This window comes from Synechococcus sp. 1G10 (assembly GCF_002252625.1).
Classification (GTDB): domain Bacteria; phylum Cyanobacteriota; class Cyanobacteriia; order PCC-6307; family Cyanobiaceae; genus Regnicoccus_A.
The window spans coordinates 132,538-149,642 of the sequence record NZ_NQKW01000004.1 but is presented as its reverse complement, the minus strand read 5'-3'; the positions used below and the strand labels follow the sequence as shown (position 1 = coordinate 149,642).

The window sequence follows — 17,105 nt, the reverse complement described above, 5'->3', positions numbered from 1 at the left end:
GCGCCTTTTCCGATTTGCTGACGCGCTTGCAGGCCACCCCCGCATCCGGTACAACAACCGGCCCTGATTCCCCTGAGGTCTTCCTCCCTCAGGAGGCTTCTGATCTGCGGGCGTCCTTGCTGCGTGGTCTGGCCGGGAGAGAACTGGCGGTTCCCACTCTTGTTCCGCCTGCTCCATCCCCCGAGTCCACTCCAGAGGTGGACATTCCAGATAACGGCATGGACGAGTACGTGCGTCTGCAAAGGCGTCTGTTGTTGTCCACTCTGCTGGTTTCAGCTCTGGCTGTCCCTGCGGCAGCCTTCCTGTTCGATTGGACCACTGCCCTGAGCCTCTCGCTTGGAGCGGTCTCCGGCATGCTCTACCTTCGGCTTCTTGCACGCAGCGTGGGTCGTATCGGTCCCGAGTCCAAGGGGGTTGGAAAGGGTCAGTTGCTGGTTCCGGTGGTGCTCGTTTTGGGTTGCTCACGGATTCCGCAGCTGGAAATCCTTCCGGCCCTGATCGGGTTCCTGCTCTACAAGCCGGCCCTTCTCCTTCAGGCCTTCGTCCGTCCCTGATCAGCGATACCTCGATTTCCTGATCACCCAATCCGTCGCTTCAGCGGCACCTCTGTACCCCTCGATGGTTCCGTTGTCTCTTTCCCTTCCATTCGCCGAGCTGGAGGTGGGTCAGCACCTCTACTGGAAGATCGGTGGTTTTCAAATTCATGGCCAGGTATTCCTGAGCTCCTGGCTCGTCATCGGCGCGCTGCTGGCTCTGGTTGTAGCTGGTACCAGAAACCTTGAGCGCGATCCCCGTGGTGTCCAGAACCTGCTGGAATTCATCTGGGGTTATCTGCGTGATCTGGCCCGTGATCAGATCGGCGAAAAGGCTTACCGAGACTGGCTTCCTTTCATCGGCACCCTTTTCCTCTTCATTTTCGTGAGCAACTGGGGCGGAGCCCTGGTTCCCTGGAAACTGATTCATCTGCCCAGTGGTGAGCTCGGGGCACCTACTGCTGATATCAACACCACCATCGCCCTGGCTTTGCTGGTATCTCTGGCCTACTTCTATGCAGGTCTTAGCCGCAAGGGCTTTCGGTACTTCGAGTATTACGTGGAGCCCACGCCGATCATGCTTCCATTCAAGATCGTCGAGGATTTCACCAAGCCACTGTCGCTCTCCTTCCGTCTGTTCGGCAACATTCTTGCCGACGAGCTGGTGGTGGCGGTGCTGGCGTTCCTGGTACCCCTGGTTGTTCCACTCCCTGCCATGTTCCTGGGTCTCTTCACCAGCGCCATCCAGGCCCTGATTTTTGCAACCCTCGCCGCTTATTACATCGGTGAAGCGGTGCACGAAGAGCATCACTGATTCTTCAAGGCTGATCAGCCTCCACAGGTCCGGTCGGTCGTTCTGCTAAATCTTCTGCGCGTAGGTCCGGTCTGAACCGGGCCCGTCTCCCTCAGCGGAGATGTCCCAGGCGCCAGGTTCATCCCGCGCTCTTCCGGCGCCCCCACATCCCCAACGTTCCACCATGGATTCCATCACTTCTGCAGCGTCTGTTGTGGCTGCCGGTCTCGCCATCGGCCTAGGCGCCATCGGCCCCGGCATCGGTCAGGGCACCGCTGCAGCCGGAGCTGTCGAGGGCATCGCCCGCCAGCCCGAAGCCGAAGGCAAGATCCGAGGCACCCTGCTGCTCTCCCTGGCGTTCATGGAAGCACTCACCATTTACGGCCTGGTTATTGCCCTTGTGCTGCTGTTCGCGAATCCCTTCGCAGGCTGATCGCTCCCGCCAGGAACGGGGGACTGGGGCTGAGGCCTCGGTCCCCGTTCTGTGGTCCCAAAGCTTCTATCCGTCCCCTCCGCCTCCAAGTCGGGGCGGCCCACCCGATCCCTCCAGCGTCCCCGCCCCATGACCAGCTGGCTACTGCTTGCCGCAGCAGGTGCTCCCGAGGGAGGTCTGTTCGACCTCGATGCCACCCTGCCGCTGATGGCGGTTCAGGTCGTCCTCCTCACCTTCATTCTCAACGCTCTGTTTTTCCGCCCTGTCGGCAAGACCGTCGAGGAGCGTGAGAGCTACATCTCCACCAGTCGCGCCGAGGCCAAGCAGCAGCTGGCCCAGACTGAGCGGCTGGAGGCGGATCTGCGCCAGCAGCTGCGCGAAGCCCGCCAGCAGGCTCAGGCCCTGATCGTGGAGGCCGAGCAGGAAATGGATCGTCTTTACCGAAGTGCACTCGCCGCGGCCCAGGCGGAAGCCAATGGCAGCCGTGAGGCGGCCCGTCGGGAAATCGACAGCCAGAGGAAGCAGGCTGAAGACACCCTCAATGGTGAAGCCGACCGGCTCGGCGATCTGATCGTCACCCGTTTGCTGGCAGCCCAATGATCATCCTCACTTCAGTCCCGATCCTTCTTGCCAGTGAGGGAGGGTTCGGCCTCAACCTGGATCTTTTCGAAACCAACATCATCAACCTGGCAATCGTTATTGCCGCGTTGGTCTGGTTCTTGCCCAAGGTGCTCGGAGGGATTCTTGCCACCAGGCGAGCAGCCATCCTCGCCGATCTGGAGGATGCCGAGAAGCGACTCCTGGAGACCACCACGGCCCTGGCGGCAGCCAAGCAGGACCTGGCCGATGCTCAGATGAAGGCCGAAAAGATCCGTAGTGATGCCAGGGCCCGTGCTGACGCCCTACGCCTTGATAGTGAGCGCCGTACCGTCGATGAGATGGCCCGCCTCAAGCAGGGTGCAGTGGCAGACCTCCAGTCGGAAGCCTCCAGAGTCAGCGAACAGCTCCGCCGCGAGGCAGCCCGCCGTGCTGTCGAGAGGGCTCTTGCGTCCTTGCCCGGCAAGCTCGACGCCGAGACTCAAGCCCGTTTCATCGACCAATCCATCAACAGCCTTGGGCAAGCCTGATGCCTCTTCTCAATTCCATCTCCACCCCTTACGCAGAAGCCCTGCTTCAGGTGGTCGATCAGCGTCAGGAAACAGAACTTGTGGCGGAGCAGGCCAAGGAGCTTCTTGAGCTCTGGCATGCATCACCCGAGTTGCGGGCCGCTTTCGCCTCGCCGGTGATCGAGCCCGACGCCAAGAAGAAGGCCCTGATCACGCTGTTCGAGAAGGACATCACCCCAACGTTCCTGACACTCCTCAAGGTGCTCGCGGATCGCCAACGCATCTCCATGCTGGATGCAGTTCTGGATCGCTTTCTGGTGCTCTACCGCGAGCAACGGGGCATCGCCCTGGCGCGGGTCACCTCCGCGTCACCTCTGAGCGAGCAGCAGCAGCAGGCCCTGCATACCAAGGTTCAGGCCGTTGCCGGCACCGACAAGGTCGAATTCGACCTTCACATCGACCCCGCCCTCATCGGTGGCTTTGTCGTCAGCGTCGGATCCCAGGTGATCGACGCGAGCCTCGCTGGCCAGGTGCGCCGTCTCGGCCTGGCTCTGGCCAAGGCTGGCTAGACCTCTCCAACCGCCTTCAACTCCCTTCCATCGTCTCCCCGCCCGGGGATCTCCATCCATGGTTTCCATCCGCCCCGACGAGATCAGCGCCATTCTCAAGCAGCAGATCGAGGAATATGACAAGTCCGTTTCGGTCAGCAACGTCGGAACCGTGCTTTCGGTGGGTGATGGCATCGCCCGGATCTACGGCCTTCAGCAGGTCATGTCCGGCGAGCTGGTCCAGTTCGACGATGGCAGCGAGGGCATCGCTCTGAACCTCGAAGACGACAACGTCGGTGCGGTGCTTCTGGCGGAGGGTGTGGGCATCCAGGAAGGCAGCACCGTCAAGGCCACCGGCCGTATCGCCGAGGTGCCTGTGGGTGAGGCGATGCTCGGCCGGGTGATCAACCCCCTTGGTGTGCCGATCGACGGCAAGGGTGAGATCGCCACCACCTCGACCCGTCTGATCGAGTCGATGGCTCCTGGCATCATCCAGCGCAAGTCGGTGCATGAGCCGATGCAGACCGGCATCACGGCCATCGACGCCATGATCCCCATTGGTCGCGGCCAGCGTGAGCTGATCATCGGCGACCGGCAGACTGGCAAGACCGCCATCGCTATCGACACCATCCTCAACCAGAAGGGTGAGGGCGTTGTCTGCGTCTATGTGGCCATTGGCCAGAAGTCGGCTTCAGTGGCCAACGTGGTGGATGTGCTGCGCGAGCGCGGCGCCCTCGATTACACCGTGATCGTTGCCGCCAGTGCCTCTGAGCCTGCGGCTCTTCAGTACCTCGCTCCCTACACGGGTGCTGCCATCGCCGAGTCCTTCATGTATGAAGGCAAGGCCACCCTGGTGGTGTACGACGACCTGACCAAACAGGCTCAGGCCTACCGCCAGATGTCCCTGCTGTTGCGCCGTCCGCCCGGCCGTGAGGCCTACCCCGGCGACGTCTTTTACTGCCACAGCCGTCTGCTCGAGCGTGCAGCCAAGCTCTCTGATGCCATGGGCAAGGGCAGCATGACTGCCTTGCCGATCATCGAAACCCAGGCTGGAGATGTGTCGGCCTACATCCCCACCAACGTGATCTCGATCACTGATGGGCAGGTGTTCCTCAGTTCCGATCTGTTCAACTCCGGTTTGCGGCCCGCCATCAACGTGGGGATCTCCGTGAGCCGGGTGGGTGGCGCCGCCCAGACCAAAGCGATCAAGAAGATCGCCGGCACCCTCAAATTGGAATTGGCCCAGTTTGATGAACTGGCCGCCTTCTCACAGTTCGCCTCCGACCTTGATGCCGCCACCCAGGCTCAACTTGGCCGGGGCAAGCGCCTGCGTGAGCTGCTCAAGCAGCCCCAGTACAGCCCGCTGATCCTGGCTGAGCAGGTTGCCGTGGTCTACGCCGGCGTCAAGGGCCTGATTGACGAAGTGCCCGTTGATCAGGTTGTGCAGTTCTGCCGCGAGCTGCGCGATTACCTCAAGACCAACAAGCCTGAGTTCATCGCCAAGGTTCAGAGCGAGAAGCAGCTGGGAGACGAAGCTGAAGCGATGCTCAAGGATGCCATCAACGACGTCAAGTCCACCCTTCTGGCTTCCGCCTGAGGTCCCCCCACCATGGCCAACCTCAAGGAAATCCGAGATCGGATCAGTTCGGTAAAGAACACCCGCAAGATCACCGAGGCGATGCGCCTCGTGGCGGCTGCAAAAGTGCGCCGCGCCCAGGAACAGGTTCTGCGTGCCAGGCCCTTCGCAGACCGACTGGCGAGGGTGCTCGAGAACCTGCAATCACGCCTTCGCTTTGAAGACGTTGTCAACACGCCCCTCCTAGAGCAGGAGCGCCCCCTTCGCCACATCACCCTGTTGGCGGTCAGCGCCGATCGGGGCCTTTGTGGTGGCTACAACGCCAACATCATCAAGCGCACGGAACAGCGTTTCGCTGAGTTGAAAGGACAGGGCTATGAGATTACGCTGGTCCTGATCGGCCGTAAGGCCACCACCTACTTCCAGAATCGCTCGTATCCGATCACGGCCACGTTCACTGGGCTCGACCAGGTGCCGAATGCCGATGAGGCCCGCGGTATCGCTGATCAGGTGCTGGCCGAGTTCCTCTCCGGCTCAACGGACCGTGTCGAGATGGTGTACACCAAGTTCATCAACCTGGTCAGCAGTGCTCCTGTTTCCCAGACCCTGTTGCCCCTCGATCCCCAGGGCATCGCCAGCCCGGATGACGAGATTTTCCGCCTGACCACCCGCGAGGGTCGTCTGGCGGTGGAGCGCGGTACAGCACCCAACCAGGAGCCGGCCCTGGAATCTGACTTTGTTTTTGAGCAGAGTCCTGATCAGTTGCTCAACGCCCTGCTGCCCCTCTATCTGGAGAACCAACTGCTGCGTTCCCTGCAGGAGTCTTCTGCCAGTGAGCTGGCCAGCCGAATGACGGCCATGAACAACGCCAGCGACAACGCCAAAGCTCTAGCCAAGAGCCTCACGCTCGACTACAACAAGGCCCGCCAGGCGGCCATCACCCAGGAGATCCTGGAAGTGGTGGGTGGTGCAACAGCCATGGCCTGAACCGGATCGAGCGATCCTCAGCCTGTTCCCCCTGGCGATCAGCCGGGTTCAACTGCAGCCGGATCCGCTCGATTCGGCCCTGATGCTTCAACAGGTGCTTGCCCTGCGCGGCGAGCAGGATGCCAACCCCGATCCAGGTTGCGCCTGGACCGGGGACTTTCATGGCGTCTGGCAGCTGCATCAGCGTCCGGAGTTCGCCTGGCTTTTGGAGCAGGTGTGCCGAGAAGCCCAGCACTACCTGCGGGTCCTTGGCTTCGATCTTGCGCGCATCAGGCTGCATCTGCAGCGCTGTTGGCCTGTGGTTGCGGAGCCTGGCCAGGTGGTGGGTCGGCACCACCATCCAAATGCCCATCTCAGCGCTGTGTATTACATCAATGGCGATGGCAGCGGCCGCAGCGGTTGCCTGCGCCTGTTCGATGGACGCCGCAGCAATGAAATGGTGCCCGGCCTGGCTGTCGGCCACGACGGCCCGATCGCTTTGGGCCATCCCCTCAATGCCGGCTGGCACGATCTCGCCCCGCAGGCGGGTCTGCTGGTTCTCTTTCCGTCCAGCACCGACCACGCCGTGTTGCCAAGCGAGGAAGAGGAGGACCTGCGTCTCTCGATCAGTTTTGACCTCTGCCTGACAGCTCCAGCCTGCAGCCCCGGCGAGCCCCAGCCGCCGGAATATCTGGCGCCCCATCCAGGCCAGTGGCTGGAGCTGCCACTCGATGGGGCCACGCCGTCCTGGAAGATGGAGGGGTGATCCGCTTGATCGGCGGTCGCCTCCTGAACCCGACTATGCGCCGCGACAGGCCCCTGCCGCGTTTCCACCACGCCATGAGTGACAGCTTCACCGTGATCGCCGAGCTCAACGGCGTCACTCACACTTTTTCCTGCCGGGCCGATCAGACCGTTCTCGCGGCGGCGGAGGCAGCCGGCGTTCCCTTGCCCAGCTCTTGCTGCTCCGGGGTCTGCACCACCTGTGCGGCTCGCTTACGCCAAGGGGAGGTGCACCAGCCCGATGCAATGGGTGTCAAGGCCGATTTGCAGGCCGAGGGCTTTGCCCTGCTCTGTGTGTCTTACCCCCGCAGTGACCTGAACCTCGTGGCGGGCCAGGAGGATGCGCTCTACGAGGTCCAGTTCGGCCAGTACCAGCGCTGACTCCCCTTCCAGTGCCCCGGCTCGAGACAGTGGACTTCTGGTTGGATGCGGCCCCAGGTCCGCTGCTTCCCCAGGTGCGGGATGCCCTGGCTGAGCGAGGAGAGCCCTTGCGCTGGGCCATCACCGCTGTCCTGCCGGCTGCGGAAGGCTCCAGGCCGCAGCGGCGGTTGCGGATCGAAGCGGTCCTGCTTCTGATCCCTTGAGCCGGCCTCTGCCCACCTTGCTGGTGATCCCTACCGGCATCGGCTGTGCCATCGGTGGCTACGCCGGAGATGGCCTGCCCGCAGCCCGGCTGTTGGCGGCCGCTTCTGGCTGCCTGATCACCCATCCCAATGCCCTCAATGCGGCGGCTCTCTACTGGAGCGACCCGCGCATTCACTACGTGGAGGGCTGGGCGCTGAACCGCTTTGCGGCCGGTGATCTGGCCCTGGCGCCGGTGGCGTCCCAGCGGGTTGGGCTGCTGCTTGATGCCGGCATCGAGGAGGAGCTGCGCCTGCGTCACCTGCAGGTGGCCGAGGCCTGCCGCGCCAGCCTGGGTCTCTCGATCGGCCCTGTGCTCAGCACCGACGCTCCCCTGGAGGTGAGCCTCTCGCTTGGCCCCAGCGGGGCGAGCAGCGGGCTGATCGGCCGGCCGGATGCTCTGATCCGGGCGGGGGAACGCCTGCTCCAGGCCGGTGCCACCGCCATCGCCGTGGTGGCCCGCTTTCCCGATGAACCCAGCAGTGAGGCACTGGCCTCCTACCGGCAGGGCAGCGGCGTGGATGCCCTCGCTGGCGCTGAAGCCGTGATCAGCCATCTGCTCAGCCGCCAGCTGGGCATTCCCTGCGCCCATGCCCCGGCCCTGGCCCCCCTGTCCCTGGATCCGCGCCTGGATCCACTGGCCGCTGCTGAAGAGCTGGGTCACACCTTTCTGCCCTGTGTGCTGGTGGGCCTGAGCCGGGCCCCCAACCTGATCCCCCTGCGGCCCGCGCCATCACCTGGGCTTGAGTTCTTTGGCGGAGACCTGATTCATCCCAGCAGGATCGGCGCTGTGGTGGCCCCCGCCGGTGCCCTGGGCGGTGAGGCTGTCCTGGCTTGCGCGGAGCGGGGCATCCCCCTGATCGCCGTCGAGGGCAACCCTTCACTTCTAAACGTGAGCGCCGAGCACCTTGGTCTGCGGACGATCGCCGCAGCCAGCTACGCGGAGGCCGCCGGGCTGGTGCTGGCCCTGCGGGAGGGCCTGCAGCCAGAGGCGCTGCGGCGTCCCCTGCCGCCTCTCGATCTGCTCAGCGCAGACAGGCCATCGGATGGCGGGTCGGCATTCCCAGGGCCTTGGCCACTCCGGGATGGCAGACCGCCCCATCCACCGTGTTGAGGCCTGAGAGCAACTCGGGCCGCTCGGTGACCGCTTCCACCAGTCCCCTCCCCGCGATGCCCATGATGTAGGGAAGGGTGACACTGACCAGGGCTTCCGTGGAAGTGAAGGGCACAGCGCCGGGCATGTTGCCCACGGCGTAGTGCTGCACGCCGTGGATGGTCACCACGGGATCGGTATGGGTCGTCTCGCGGCTGGTGGCGATGCAGCCCCCCTGATCGATCGCCACATCGACGATCACCGAGCCGGGCTTCATCCGCTTCACCACCCCCTCATCCACCAGGGTGGGGGCCCGGCTGCCGGGGGTGAGCACTGCGCCCACCACCAGATCGGCACTGGGCACCAGCCGCTCGATCAGGCTGTTGCTGCTCACCAGGCTCACCATCCGCCCGATCCGCTGGGGTTCCAGCATGCGCAGGCGCTGGGGAGTGTGATCCAGCAGGAACACCTCCGCATCCATGGCCGCGGCGACCCGAGCGGCATGCCAGCCGACGGTGCCGGCCCCGAGCACGATCACCCTCGCTGGCCGCACCCCAGCGCAGCCGCCCATCAGCACACCTCTGCCGCCGTGGGGTTTCTCGAGCAGATGGGCCCCCACCTGGGCGGCCAGCCGTCCGGCGATTTCGCTCATCGGCGCCAGCAGCGGCAGGTTGCCGTTGTCGAGCTGGACGGTTTCGTAGGCCACGCCTGTGGTGCCTGCTTCCAGCAGGGCTCGTCCCACCTCGGGATAGGCCGCCAGGTGTAGGTAGGTGAACAGCACCTGATCACCTCGCAGGAAGGGGAATTCCTCCGGCTGGGGTTCCTTCACCTTCACCACCAGATGGGCGCCCCAGGCCTCCTCGCGGTCCACCAGGCGCGCTCCAGCTTCTGCGTAGCTGGCGTCCTCCATGCCGGCCCCCTGGCCTGCTCCGGCCTCGACGCGCACCTCAAGACCCTGAGAGACCAGTTCCCTCACCCCGTCGGGGCTGAGGGCCACCCGCTGTTCATCCCGTTTGATCTCCCGGGGAACACCGATGCTCGCGATCGGTGCCGCTGGGCCCATGCTGGCCATGCCACTGAGAAGCTCCTACCAGGTTGGCGGGCTGGCAGCCCGATCGCCAGCTTTCGCCATGGATTGGGCACGGACCGCTTCGATGAGCGTCCCTCAGGTGAGCGGTCCGGCGGCGATGGGCATGCGCCAGCCCCCGCCGAAGGCCCGGCCACTTACCTTCAGCAGAGGAGCCGCTTGGCGGCGTTTGAATTCGGCCGTGCGCAGCAACCGGTACACCCGACGTGCCAGCTCCCCATCGACGTGCCCTTCGCCGATCAGCTCCTCCGGTGAGCGCAGCTCCTCGATGTAGGCCCTGAGCAGGGGATCGAGCTGGTCGTAGTCGGGCAGGGAATCGGTGTCGAGCTGGTCGGGCCTCAGCTCCGCGCTGGGGGGCTTGGTGCGAATGGCGGCCCCGATCAGTTCGCCGCTGCCGGGGAGGCCAAGGGCCTGTCGGCAATCGGCGGCGGCCTCGCTGTCGAGCCAGTGGCAGAGCCGGAACACGGTGGTCTTGTAGAGATCGCCGATCACTGAGAGCCCGCCGTTCATGTCCCCGTACAGGGTGCAGTAGCCCACCGCCAGCTCCGACTTGTTGCCGGTGGAGAGCAGCAAGCGGCCCTGTTGGTTGGCCACTGCCATCAGCAGCGTGCCGCGGATGCGTGACTGCAGGTTCTCGGCGGTCAGCCCCTGGGGAGCACTGCCCAGCACGGACTCCAGGCTGTGGTCGAAGGCCCCCATCAAGGCCTCGATCGCCACGGTCTGATGGGGTAGTCCCAGCCGGTCGGCGAGCGCGATCGCATCGAGGCGCGACCCAGCCGAGCTGTACGGGGAGGGCATCAGCAGGGCCAGCACCTGCCCGGGCCCGAGAGCCGCCGCGGCGATCACGGCCACGAGGGCGGAGTCGATGCCGCCGCTCAACCCCAGCACCACCTGCTGGAAGCCGCATTTGCGGGCATAGTCGTGCACCCCCAGCACAAGCACCCGGAACAGCTGCTCCATGGGCGCCGGCAGTGGCTGAGGCGGCGGAGCGGTGAAGGCTGGGGGCGCTGGGGCTGTTTCCCGGGGTGCGGGCTCCCAGAGGTCGAGGGCCACCTGGGCGCAGGGCAGCTGGCGCAGCACCCGGGCCTGGGGATCGATCACGAAGCTGCCTCCGTCGAAGACCAGTTCGTCGTTGCCCCCCACCTGGTTCACGTACACCACCGGACAGCCCAGCCGGGCTGCTGCCGCTGCCGCCAGCTTCAGACGCAGTTCAGGTTTGCCCTGGGCGAAGGGGGAGGCGGAGAGGTTCAGCAGCAGATCGGGACGCTGGGACGCCAGCTCCGCGATCGGGTCGGCGCCTGCCAGCCGGTGGCCCTGCACCCGCTCCTCCACCCAGAGGTCTTCGCAGATGGTGAGCCCCAGGCGCCAGACCCGCCCTGCCCCAGGCCACTCCAGCAGGCAGGCCTGATCACCGGGCTGGAAGTAGCGCCTTTCATCGAAGACGTCGTAGCTGGGCAGCAGCCGCTTGCGCGCCACCATCCGCCAGCTGCCCCGTTGCACCAGCGCAACGGAGTTGTACAACCCCGGCAGCTCGCGACCGGCAATCGGATCCACCAGCCCCAGCAGCAGGCCGAGCTCCGGCGGTAGCTCGGCAGCGAGGGTCTCGAGCACCCGCCCTTGCTCCTGCAGCAGGGAGGGGCGCAAAAGCAGGTCTCGCGGGGGGTAACCCCAGAGCGAGAGCTCGGGGGTGATAACGAGATCGGCGCCCGCAGCCGCGGCTCGCTGGCTGTGTTTCAGCAGCTGGGCGGAATTGCCGCGCAGATCCCCCACGAGGGGATTGATCTGAGCCAGGGCAAGACGCATCAGCGCAGGGGAGGACGGCTGGCCTGGCAGGTGCGCAGACCATAGAGATTCTGCTCCAGCAACACCGGCCAGAGTTCTGGCGGCACCAGTTGCGGGTCGGGGTGGCGACGGATCGCGGAGCTGGCTGTGGCCGGAATCTCCAGGGGCAGCACTTCCACCCGTCCACCCCGGTGGTTCAGCTGCTCGATCTGCAGGGAGTCGAGCGGCCAGCCCAGCCTCGGCACCACCGCCAGACGACAGCGGCGCAGGATCTCATCCGCCCCGTACCAGCGCTGGATCTGGGGAAGCAGGTCGCTGCCCACCACGAACACCAGCTCCGCATCAGGCCACTGTTGCGCCGCCCGCTTCAGGGTGTCCAGGGCCCTGGGGCTGCTCAGGCTCTGGTCGAGCTGCAGCCTGGGACTCTCCAGGCTCTCCACCACCGCCTCCAGCAGGGCCGCTCGCACGGCCAGGGGTGCCCCATGGGTCTTGAAGGGGTTGTCGCTGGCCCAGGTCCTCACCAGGGGGTAGTGCCGGATGAGCCCCGCCAGCAGCGTGCGGTGTCCGAGAGTCGGTGGATCGGCGCTGGTTCCGAACAGGGCCACCAAGGCCGGCTGGCCGGCTGATTCACTCACGGCAGCAGGCTGGCATTCACGGCCTCTCGGCCCTCCAGCTGCCACTGCTGCAGCCATAGACGCGCCTGGGGGTCATGGCGTCCCAGGCGGCGCAGCAGCGCCCCGGGGCGGGCCCGACCGCGCTGGGCCCCTTTCAGCAGGGCTGCGGCAGCCAGCTTCCCCGTCTGGCGTGTGGTCTGGATCGCCAGGGCCGCCTGGGCCAGGGCCACCGGTGCCGCCGGAGCCAGGGACAGCCCGGCGGTGGCCGGTGCTGCCAGCAGCAGCAGTTGGCGCACGGCTCCAAGCAGCAGTTGCAGGGCCAGCTGGGCGCCCCCCAGCAAGGCGCTGTGGCTGGAGAGACGGCCCAGGAGTGCCCTGGCCTGGGGACCACTCAGCGGCAGCCCGTAGAGCTCGCAGAGCTGCAGCACCAAGGCCGTGTCCAGGGCAAGCCCACCGGCCAGATCCAGAAGAATCAGCGGGTTGGCGGCCACACCCGTGGCCTTGAGGGCTGCGAAACGTCCGATCAACGTCTGGGCCTGGCGGCGGTGCTGCTGCAGTCGCCAGTGCGAGAGACGCTGGTTGAAGCGATCTCCGGCCGCCAGGGCATTGAGTGCCAGCAGCAGCTCCCCATGGGCCTTGAGCAGCCCTGTGAGCCTCATGCGCAGGGGCTCCACCTGCGGCGGCAGCTGCTCGCTGCGCACCCGGCCATCGGGGAGCAGCACACCGCCCCGGGGCGCCGCGGCAACGGTGACCAGCTCCAGCTCACGGGCGGCAGCGGGAAGCCGGCTGCGGATGCTGGCCAGCAGGGCTTTTCGCTCCCCCTCGGGCCAGCCGTCGATGCGGTTCACCACCAGCAGCAGGGGTTTGCCTGAGCTCAGCAGCAGCTGCACCGCGTCGGCTTCCACCCGGCTGAGGTCGCCGTCGAGCACCACCAGCACCAGATCAGCCCCCAGGGCCACCCGGGCGGCCAGGCGGTGCCGGGCTGCGGCGGCCACCTCATCGATGCCGGGCGTATCGACCAGCTGCACCTGCAGCGGCCCGTCCATGGCCCCGGACCAGAGTTGCCGCTGCTGCGCTCTCGTGGAGCCATGGGCCAGGTCGGTGGCGAAGCGGGGCTCCCCCAGCAGGGCATTGAGCAGGCTCGATTTGCCCACTCCCACCCGGCCGAGAACGGCCACATGCGCCTCCCGGCGCCGTAGCCGCTCCAGCTGGCGATCAAGGGCGGCCAGTTCCGGCCCGAGGCTGGTGCGCTCCCGGGCGCTCAGAGATAGTTGGCCGCGCCAGCGCAGCAGCAGCTGCTCACAGCGCTCGAGGATCGGCGGCGGAGCCATGGCCGTTGCGGTCATCCCTGAGCCTCCCCGACGGGTTGGGGACGCCGCCACCAGCCCGCCAGCACCGCCAGCACGGCGTCGGCACCGATCACGCCGACGAACCCCCCGAATTCATCCACCACCACCCGCACCGAATGGCTGCTGCGGCGGAAGGCTGTCAGCAGCCGATCGGCGCGGATCATTTCGGGGACGAACTCCACCGGTTCGGTGAGGCTGAGGGCGCTGTCTAGGCCGCGGCCCTCCACCAGGGCCACCAGCAGGCTCTCGCGGCTGGCCACCCCCAGCACCTCATCCACCTCCTCACCGAGCACCACCCACCAGCCAGCGCTGTTGGTGAGCAGCAGATCGCGCACGCTCTCCAGGGGGGCATGGCCCGACACCGTCGGTGCAGCCACCCGCGGCACCATCAGATCCCTGGCGGTGAGGTCATTGAGCTGAAACACCTTGGCGATCATCGCCGCCTCGTCGGCCTCGATCTGGCCCTTCTGTGACCCGAGGCGGGCGAGCAGCCGGATCTCCTCTTCGTCGGTGGTGAGTTCGCTCTCGGCGGTGATCGCCGGCATGATCCTCTCCAGCAGGATCACCAGCGGCAACATCAGCCGCAGCAGCAGGGTCACCGCCGCGGCGCTGGCCAGGGACACCGGCAGCGCCAGGCGGCTGCCCACGGCCTTGGGAAGGATCTCCCCGAGCATGATCACCAGCACCGTCAGCCCCACCGAGAAGAGGGGTAGGGCCACCCGGTCGACGCCGAGCTTGGAGAACACCCAGCCGGCGTAGCTGCCCAGCATGAGGCTGCCGAAGATGTTGAAGCCGTTGTTGAGGATCACCAGCACGGCAAGTGCGCGACCCATGCGGTTCTTCAGGGCCAGCAGTGCCCTGGCCCCCCTCACTCGCCTTGGCCGACTGGCCAGTTCGTGCACGCGCAGGGGGTTGACCGTGAGCAGGGCCGCCTCCACTCCGGAGCAGAGGGCCGAGCCGATCAGGATGACCACCACCAAGGCCGCCAGACCCAGGAGCTCATTCATCGGGGTGTCGTCGCGGCCGATCGCGGCATGGGAGCACGTTCATTCAATGGGGTATGCCATCTTCTCGCTAGAGGCATTGTCCCCATGGTGATCCCCCAGACCGAGTTCCACCAGCGTCGTGTGCGTTTCCTGGAGGCTCTAGGGGGTGCGGCGGCCGTGATTCCGGCGGCAGCGCTGGTGCGTCACCACGCTGATGTGGAGTACCCATTCCGCCAGCAGAGCGACTTCTGGTACCTCACCGGCTTCGATGAGCCGGGGGCCGTCGCCCTCTTCCTGCCCCACCAGAGCGACAACCCCTTCGTGCTGTTCGTAGAGCCCAGGGATCCCTCCGCCGAAGTGTGGAATGGCTTCCGCTGGGGCTGCGAGGGGGCGGTGGAGCACTTCGGTGCCGATCTGGCCCACCCCCGCGCCGAGCTGGCTTCCCGCCTCTCCGACTACCTCCAGGGCGCCGAAGGGATCGCCTTCCGCGTGGGCCGCGACGCAACCGTGGAGCACCTGGTGCTCCAGGCCTGGGGCCAGCAACTCGATCGTGCGCCGCGCACGGGACGGGCGGCCCTGGGACTGGTGGCCCCTTGCCCGATCCTGCAGGACATGCGCCTGCGCAAGAGCCCGGCCGAACTCGATCGGCTGCGGGAGGCCGCGCGGATCTCCGCCGAAGCCCATGAACGCGCCCGGGAGGTGGCCCGTCCGGGGCTGAGCGAGCGCCAGATCCAGGCGGTGATCGAGCAGCATTTCCTCGAGCAGGGCGCTCGCGGTCCAGCCTATGGCTCGATCGTGGCTGGCGGCGATAACGCCTGCGTGCTGCACTACACCCGCAACGATGCCCTGCTGCGGGATGGGGACCTGCTGCTGATCGACGCCGGTTGCAGCGTGTCGGACTACTACAACGGCGACATCACCCGCACCTTCCCGGTAAGTGGCCGCTTCAGTGGCGAACAGCGTGCCCTTTACGAGCTGGTGCTTGAGGCCCAGCTGGCGGCGATCGCCACCGTGGCTCCAGGCGCCGACGCCGAGCAGGTCCACGGAGCGGCCCTGCGGGTGCTGGTGGAGGGCTTACGGGAGCTCGGGCTGCTCAGCGGGTCGATCGACGAACTGATTGAGCAGGGCTCTTACCGTCATCTGTACATGCACCGGACCGGCCACTGGCTGGGCCTCGATGTCCACGACGTCGGCGCCTATCGCCTCGGTGAACATCCCCAGCCGCTCGAGCCGGGCATGGTCCTCACGGTGGAGCCCGGCCTGTACGTGAGCGACCGCCTGGCAGTGCCGGAGGGTCAGCCTCAGATCGAAGAGCGCTGGAAGGGGATCGGCATCCGCATCGAAGACGATGTGGCCGTGACCGAGGTGGGCCATGAGGTGCTCACCGCTGCCGCCCTCAAGGCGCCGGCGGCGATGGAGCGTTGAGGGGCCTGGCCCCCAGCCAACCCAGGAGCTGGTCTGGCTCCAGGCTGGCGGTGCTGGGAATGAGTCGATCGGCCCCAGCGCAGAGCAGCCCCTGCTCGTAGTCATGTCGGGCAGTGGCCAGCTCCGGTGTCTGTAAATGTGGCGGGGCCACCGCCAGGCTCAGCAGGGTCAGGTCCGGTCGCTGGCGCCGGGCGGCCATCACCGTGCGAACGTCCGCCACGGTGTCGCCCAGGTAGGCCACCGGCAGTGAGTGCCCTGAGGCGGTGGTGCCGAGCTTCAGGGCCAGGTGCAGAAAGCCGGTGGGATCGGGCTTCTCGGGTGCCTCGCCCATGGCGATCAGGGGCGGATTCACCAGGCCGAGGCGCTGTTGAAGCACATAGCGGCAGGAGGGCGGCTCGGCGCCACTGACGAAGCCCCAGGAGATGCCGGCCTGCTCCAGCACCCGGAAAAAGTCACGCTCCACCAGAAGCGGTTCGCTTTTGATGAAGCCCCTCCAGCCGGCTGGATCACCATCAGGATCGCCACCGAAATAAAGTCGGCTGAACACCTCCACCACTGCGTCGAGGGTTGGCAGGGGCTGGAGCCCCCGGCGTCTCAGCAACTCCAGCGAGGCCTGCCAGTCGTTGTTCCAGTGGCCTTCGGCCTTGAGGGCGTCGATCTGGCCCGGTTCAGGCCGCCAGCCGTTGTAGTGATGCACGGTTTCGGCGATGGCCCGCCGGTAACTGCCACTGACATCTCGGATCACCCCGTCGATGTCGAAAAGAAGAACGGCGCGGGGCTGCAGAGAGGCTGGTTCAGGGACTGGTACGTTAGTTGTTTGCCTTTTTGCCTTGAGCGCCGAAACCATGACGGCCACCGAGAGCGATGCCACCGCAGGAATCCCCGCCGAGGCGGCCGTGGCGGTGAGCTCCGCTGAAATGGCTCCCACCCAGGGGCGCCCTCCCCTGCGCGGAGCCAGCGCCGCCCTGGCAACGGCCACGGTCGATGAGGATGGAGTTCCTTCCGGTCGCACCCCCAAGGCCGATGAGGGCCGCTTCCTGCTCAAGATCCTCTGGTTGCCCGACAACGTCGCGCTGGCCGTTGATCAGATTGTGGGAGGCGGACCCAGCCCTCTGACGGCCTACTTCTTCTGGCCGCGGGAAGATGCCTGGGAAACGCTCAAGGGCGAGCTCGAAGCCAAGTCGTGGATCACCGACAACGAGCGGGTTGAGATCCTCAACAAGGCCACCGAGGTGATCAATTACTGGCAGGAAGAGGGCAAGGGCAAAGCCCTCGAGGAAGCAAAGGTCAAGTTTCCCGATGTCACCTTCTGCGGCACCGCCTGATCGGTGTCATCGATGGGCTGAGTGTTCCAACAGCAGGGCGCCCCGCATGGGGCGTTTTTTTGTGCCTGACGTCCCAGCTGCCGGC

The 17,105-nt window shown here is 66.1% G+C and carries 20 protein-coding genes; 14 read left to right on the top strand and 6 right to left on the bottom strand.

Features of this window, described 5'->3' with window-relative positions:
• The first annotated feature begins 26 nt into the window (after positions 1-26).
• From CJZ82_RS05380 to CJZ82_RS05325, 12 genes are all read left to right on the top strand, one after another.
• Entirely contained in the window at positions 27-554 is a 528-nt protein-coding gene (locus CJZ82_RS05380) for an ATP synthase subunit I (protein ID WP_094554764.1), read from the top strand.
• A gap of 64 nt (positions 555-618) precedes the next feature.
• Positions 619-1,347 (top strand): F0F1 ATP synthase subunit A, encoded by a 729-nt coding sequence (gene atpB, locus CJZ82_RS05375; protein WP_094554763.1) that lies wholly within the window; start codon positions 619-621, stop codon positions 1,345-1,347.
• Between the two features lie 163 nt (positions 1,348-1,510).
• Complete coding sequence (atpE, locus tag CJZ82_RS05370; RefSeq protein WP_094554762.1) at positions 1,511-1,759, top strand: ATP synthase F0 subunit C; 249 nt, start codon at positions 1,511-1,513, stop codon at positions 1,757-1,759.
• A gap of 129 nt (positions 1,760-1,888) precedes the next feature.
• Entirely contained in the window at positions 1,889-2,359 is a 471-nt protein-coding gene (locus CJZ82_RS05365; RefSeq protein WP_094554761.1) for a F0F1 ATP synthase subunit B', read from the top strand.
• Positions 2,356-2,886, top strand: coding sequence for a F0F1 ATP synthase subunit B (locus CJZ82_RS05360; RefSeq protein WP_094554760.1), 531 nt, complete (start codon positions 2,356-2,358; stop codon positions 2,884-2,886). The genes CJZ82_RS05365 and CJZ82_RS05360 overlap by 4 nt, the downstream gene beginning before the upstream one ends.
• Positions 2,886-3,434, top strand: coding sequence for an ATP synthase F1 subunit delta (gene atpH, locus CJZ82_RS05355; protein ID WP_094554759.1), 549 nt, complete (start codon positions 2,886-2,888; stop codon positions 3,432-3,434). Before CJZ82_RS05360 ends, atpH begins: the two co-directional genes overlap by 1 nt.
• 58 nt (positions 3,435-3,492) lie before the next feature.
• A complete protein-coding gene (gene atpA / locus CJZ82_RS05350) occupies positions 3,493-5,010 on the top strand; it encodes a F0F1 ATP synthase subunit alpha (RefSeq protein WP_094554758.1) in 1,518 nt (505 codons plus the stop codon).
• A 12-nt stretch (positions 5,011-5,022) separates the two neighbouring features.
• Positions 5,023-5,976, top strand: coding sequence for a F0F1 ATP synthase subunit gamma (locus tag CJZ82_RS05345; RefSeq protein ID WP_094554757.1), 954 nt, complete (start codon positions 5,023-5,025; stop codon positions 5,974-5,976).
• The gene (locus CJZ82_RS05340; protein WP_094554756.1) at positions 5,954-6,721 is read left to right on the top strand and encodes a TIGR02466 family protein; all 768 of its coding nucleotides are present in this window, start codon (positions 5,954-5,956) and stop codon (positions 6,719-6,721) included. The genes CJZ82_RS05345 and CJZ82_RS05340 overlap by 23 nt, the downstream gene beginning before the upstream one ends.
• 74 nt (positions 6,722-6,795) lie before the next feature.
• Positions 6,796-7,119 (top strand): 2Fe-2S iron-sulfur cluster-binding protein, encoded by a 324-nt coding sequence (locus CJZ82_RS05335; RefSeq protein ID WP_094554830.1) that lies wholly within the window; start codon positions 6,796-6,798, stop codon positions 7,117-7,119.
• Positions 7,120-7,130: 11 nt separating this feature from the next.
• Positions 7,131-7,322 carry a hypothetical protein gene (locus CJZ82_RS05330; protein ID WP_094554755.1) on the top strand — a complete coding sequence of 64 codons (192 nt, stop codon included), beginning with the start codon at positions 7,131-7,133 and terminating at the stop codon, positions 7,320-7,322.
• Positions 7,319-8,473: a DUF3326 domain-containing protein gene (locus CJZ82_RS05325; protein WP_094554754.1), complete on the top strand. Its 1,155-nt coding sequence runs from the start codon at positions 7,319-7,321 to the stop codon at positions 8,471-8,473. The genes CJZ82_RS05330 and CJZ82_RS05325 overlap by 4 nt, the downstream gene beginning before the upstream one ends.
• Here CJZ82_RS05325 and ald read toward each other — a convergent pair.
• The 5 genes from ald to CJZ82_RS05300 form a co-directional block, all read right to left on the bottom strand.
• A complete protein-coding gene (gene ald / locus CJZ82_RS05320) occupies positions 8,385-9,524 on the bottom strand; it encodes an alanine dehydrogenase (RefSeq protein WP_094554753.1) in 1,140 nt (379 codons plus the stop codon). The genes CJZ82_RS05325 and ald overlap by 89 nt on opposite strands.
• Positions 9,525-9,617: 93 nt before the next feature.
• Positions 9,618-11,342, bottom strand: a complete 1,725-nt coding sequence (locus CJZ82_RS05315) for an NAD+ synthase (protein WP_094554752.1) — start codon at positions 11,340-11,342, stop codon at positions 9,618-9,620.
• Positions 11,342-11,956, bottom strand: coding sequence for a nicotinate-nucleotide adenylyltransferase (locus CJZ82_RS05310; protein WP_094554751.1), 615 nt, complete (start codon positions 11,954-11,956; stop codon positions 11,342-11,344). The genes CJZ82_RS05315 and CJZ82_RS05310 overlap by 1 nt, the downstream gene beginning before the upstream one ends.
• Positions 11,953-13,281 carry a DUF697 domain-containing protein gene (locus tag CJZ82_RS05305; RefSeq protein WP_233130063.1) on the bottom strand — a complete coding sequence of 443 codons (1,329 nt, stop codon included), beginning with the start codon at positions 13,279-13,281 and terminating at the stop codon, positions 11,953-11,955. Before CJZ82_RS05305 ends, CJZ82_RS05310 begins: the two co-directional genes overlap by 4 nt.
• A complete protein-coding gene (locus tag CJZ82_RS05300) occupies positions 13,278-14,291 on the bottom strand; it encodes a CNNM domain-containing protein (RefSeq protein ID WP_094554749.1) in 1,014 nt (337 codons plus the stop codon). Before CJZ82_RS05300 ends, CJZ82_RS05305 begins: the two co-directional genes overlap by 4 nt.
• Positions 14,292-14,375: 84 nt before the next feature.
• On the opposite strand from CJZ82_RS05300, the gene CJZ82_RS05295 reads away from it, so the two are divergent.
• The gene (locus CJZ82_RS05295; RefSeq protein ID WP_094554748.1) at positions 14,376-15,695 is read left to right on the top strand and encodes an aminopeptidase P N-terminal domain-containing protein; all 1,320 of its coding nucleotides are present in this window, start codon (positions 14,376-14,378) and stop codon (positions 15,693-15,695) included.
• Here the strand turns inward: CJZ82_RS05295 and CJZ82_RS05290 are convergent.
• Positions 15,667-16,542: a TIGR01548 family HAD-type hydrolase gene (locus CJZ82_RS05290; RefSeq protein WP_094554747.1), complete on the bottom strand. Its 876-nt coding sequence runs from the start codon at positions 16,540-16,542 to the stop codon at positions 15,667-15,669. The genes CJZ82_RS05295 and CJZ82_RS05290 overlap by 29 nt on opposite strands.
• Between CJZ82_RS05290 and CJZ82_RS05285 the strand changes: the two genes are divergently transcribed.
• The gene (locus tag CJZ82_RS05285) at positions 16,526-17,020 is read left to right on the top strand and encodes a 30S ribosomal protein PSRP-3 (RefSeq protein WP_198949668.1); all 495 of its coding nucleotides are present in this window, start codon (positions 16,526-16,528) and stop codon (positions 17,018-17,020) included. The genes CJZ82_RS05290 and CJZ82_RS05285 overlap by 17 nt on opposite strands.
• The last annotated feature ends 85 nt before the right edge of the window (positions 17,021-17,105 follow it).

Bases quoted from the DNA above. Each gene is read 5' to 3' on its own strand.
- atpB (WP_094554763.1), top strand. From the start codon at position 619: ATGGTTCCGTTGTCTCTTTCCCTTCCATTCGCCGAGCTGGAGGTGGGT.
- atpE (WP_094554762.1), top strand. From the start codon at position 1,511: ATGGATTCCATCACTTCTGCAGCGTCTGTTGTGGCTGCCGGTCTCGCC.
- CJZ82_RS05365 (WP_094554761.1), top strand. From the start codon at position 1,889: ATGACCAGCTGGCTACTGCTTGCCGCAGCAGGTGCTCCCGAGGGAGGT.
- CJZ82_RS05360 (WP_094554760.1), top strand. From the start codon at position 2,356: ATGATCATCCTCACTTCAGTCCCGATCCTTCTTGCCAGTGAGGGAGGG.
- atpH (WP_094554759.1), top strand. From the start codon at position 2,886: ATGCCTCTTCTCAATTCCATCTCCACCCCTTACGCAGAAGCCCTGCTT.
- atpA (WP_094554758.1), top strand. From the start codon at position 3,493: ATGGTTTCCATCCGCCCCGACGAGATCAGCGCCATTCTCAAGCAGCAG.
- CJZ82_RS05345 (WP_094554757.1), top strand. From the start codon at position 5,023: ATGGCCAACCTCAAGGAAATCCGAGATCGGATCAGTTCGGTAAAGAAC.
- CJZ82_RS05335 (WP_094554830.1), top strand. From the start codon at position 6,796: ATGAGTGACAGCTTCACCGTGATCGCCGAGCTCAACGGCGTCACTCAC.
- ald (WP_094554753.1), bottom strand. From the start codon at position 9,524: ATGGCCAGCATGGGCCCAGCGGCACCGATCGCGAGCATCGGTGTTCCC.
- CJZ82_RS05315 (WP_094554752.1), bottom strand. From the start codon at position 11,342: ATGCGTCTTGCCCTGGCTCAGATCAATCCCCTCGTGGGGGATCTGCGC.
- CJZ82_RS05305 (WP_233130063.1), bottom strand. From the start codon at position 13,281: ATGACCGCAACGGCCATGGCTCCGCCGCCGATCCTCGAGCGCTGTGAG.
- CJZ82_RS05300 (WP_094554749.1), bottom strand. From the start codon at position 14,291: ATGAATGAGCTCCTGGGTCTGGCGGCCTTGGTGGTGGTCATCCTGATC.
- CJZ82_RS05295 (WP_094554748.1), top strand. From the start codon at position 14,376: ATGGTGATCCCCCAGACCGAGTTCCACCAGCGTCGTGTGCGTTTCCTG.
- CJZ82_RS05290 (WP_094554747.1), bottom strand. From the start codon at position 16,542: ATGGTTTCGGCGCTCAAGGCAAAAAGGCAAACAACTAACGTACCAGTC.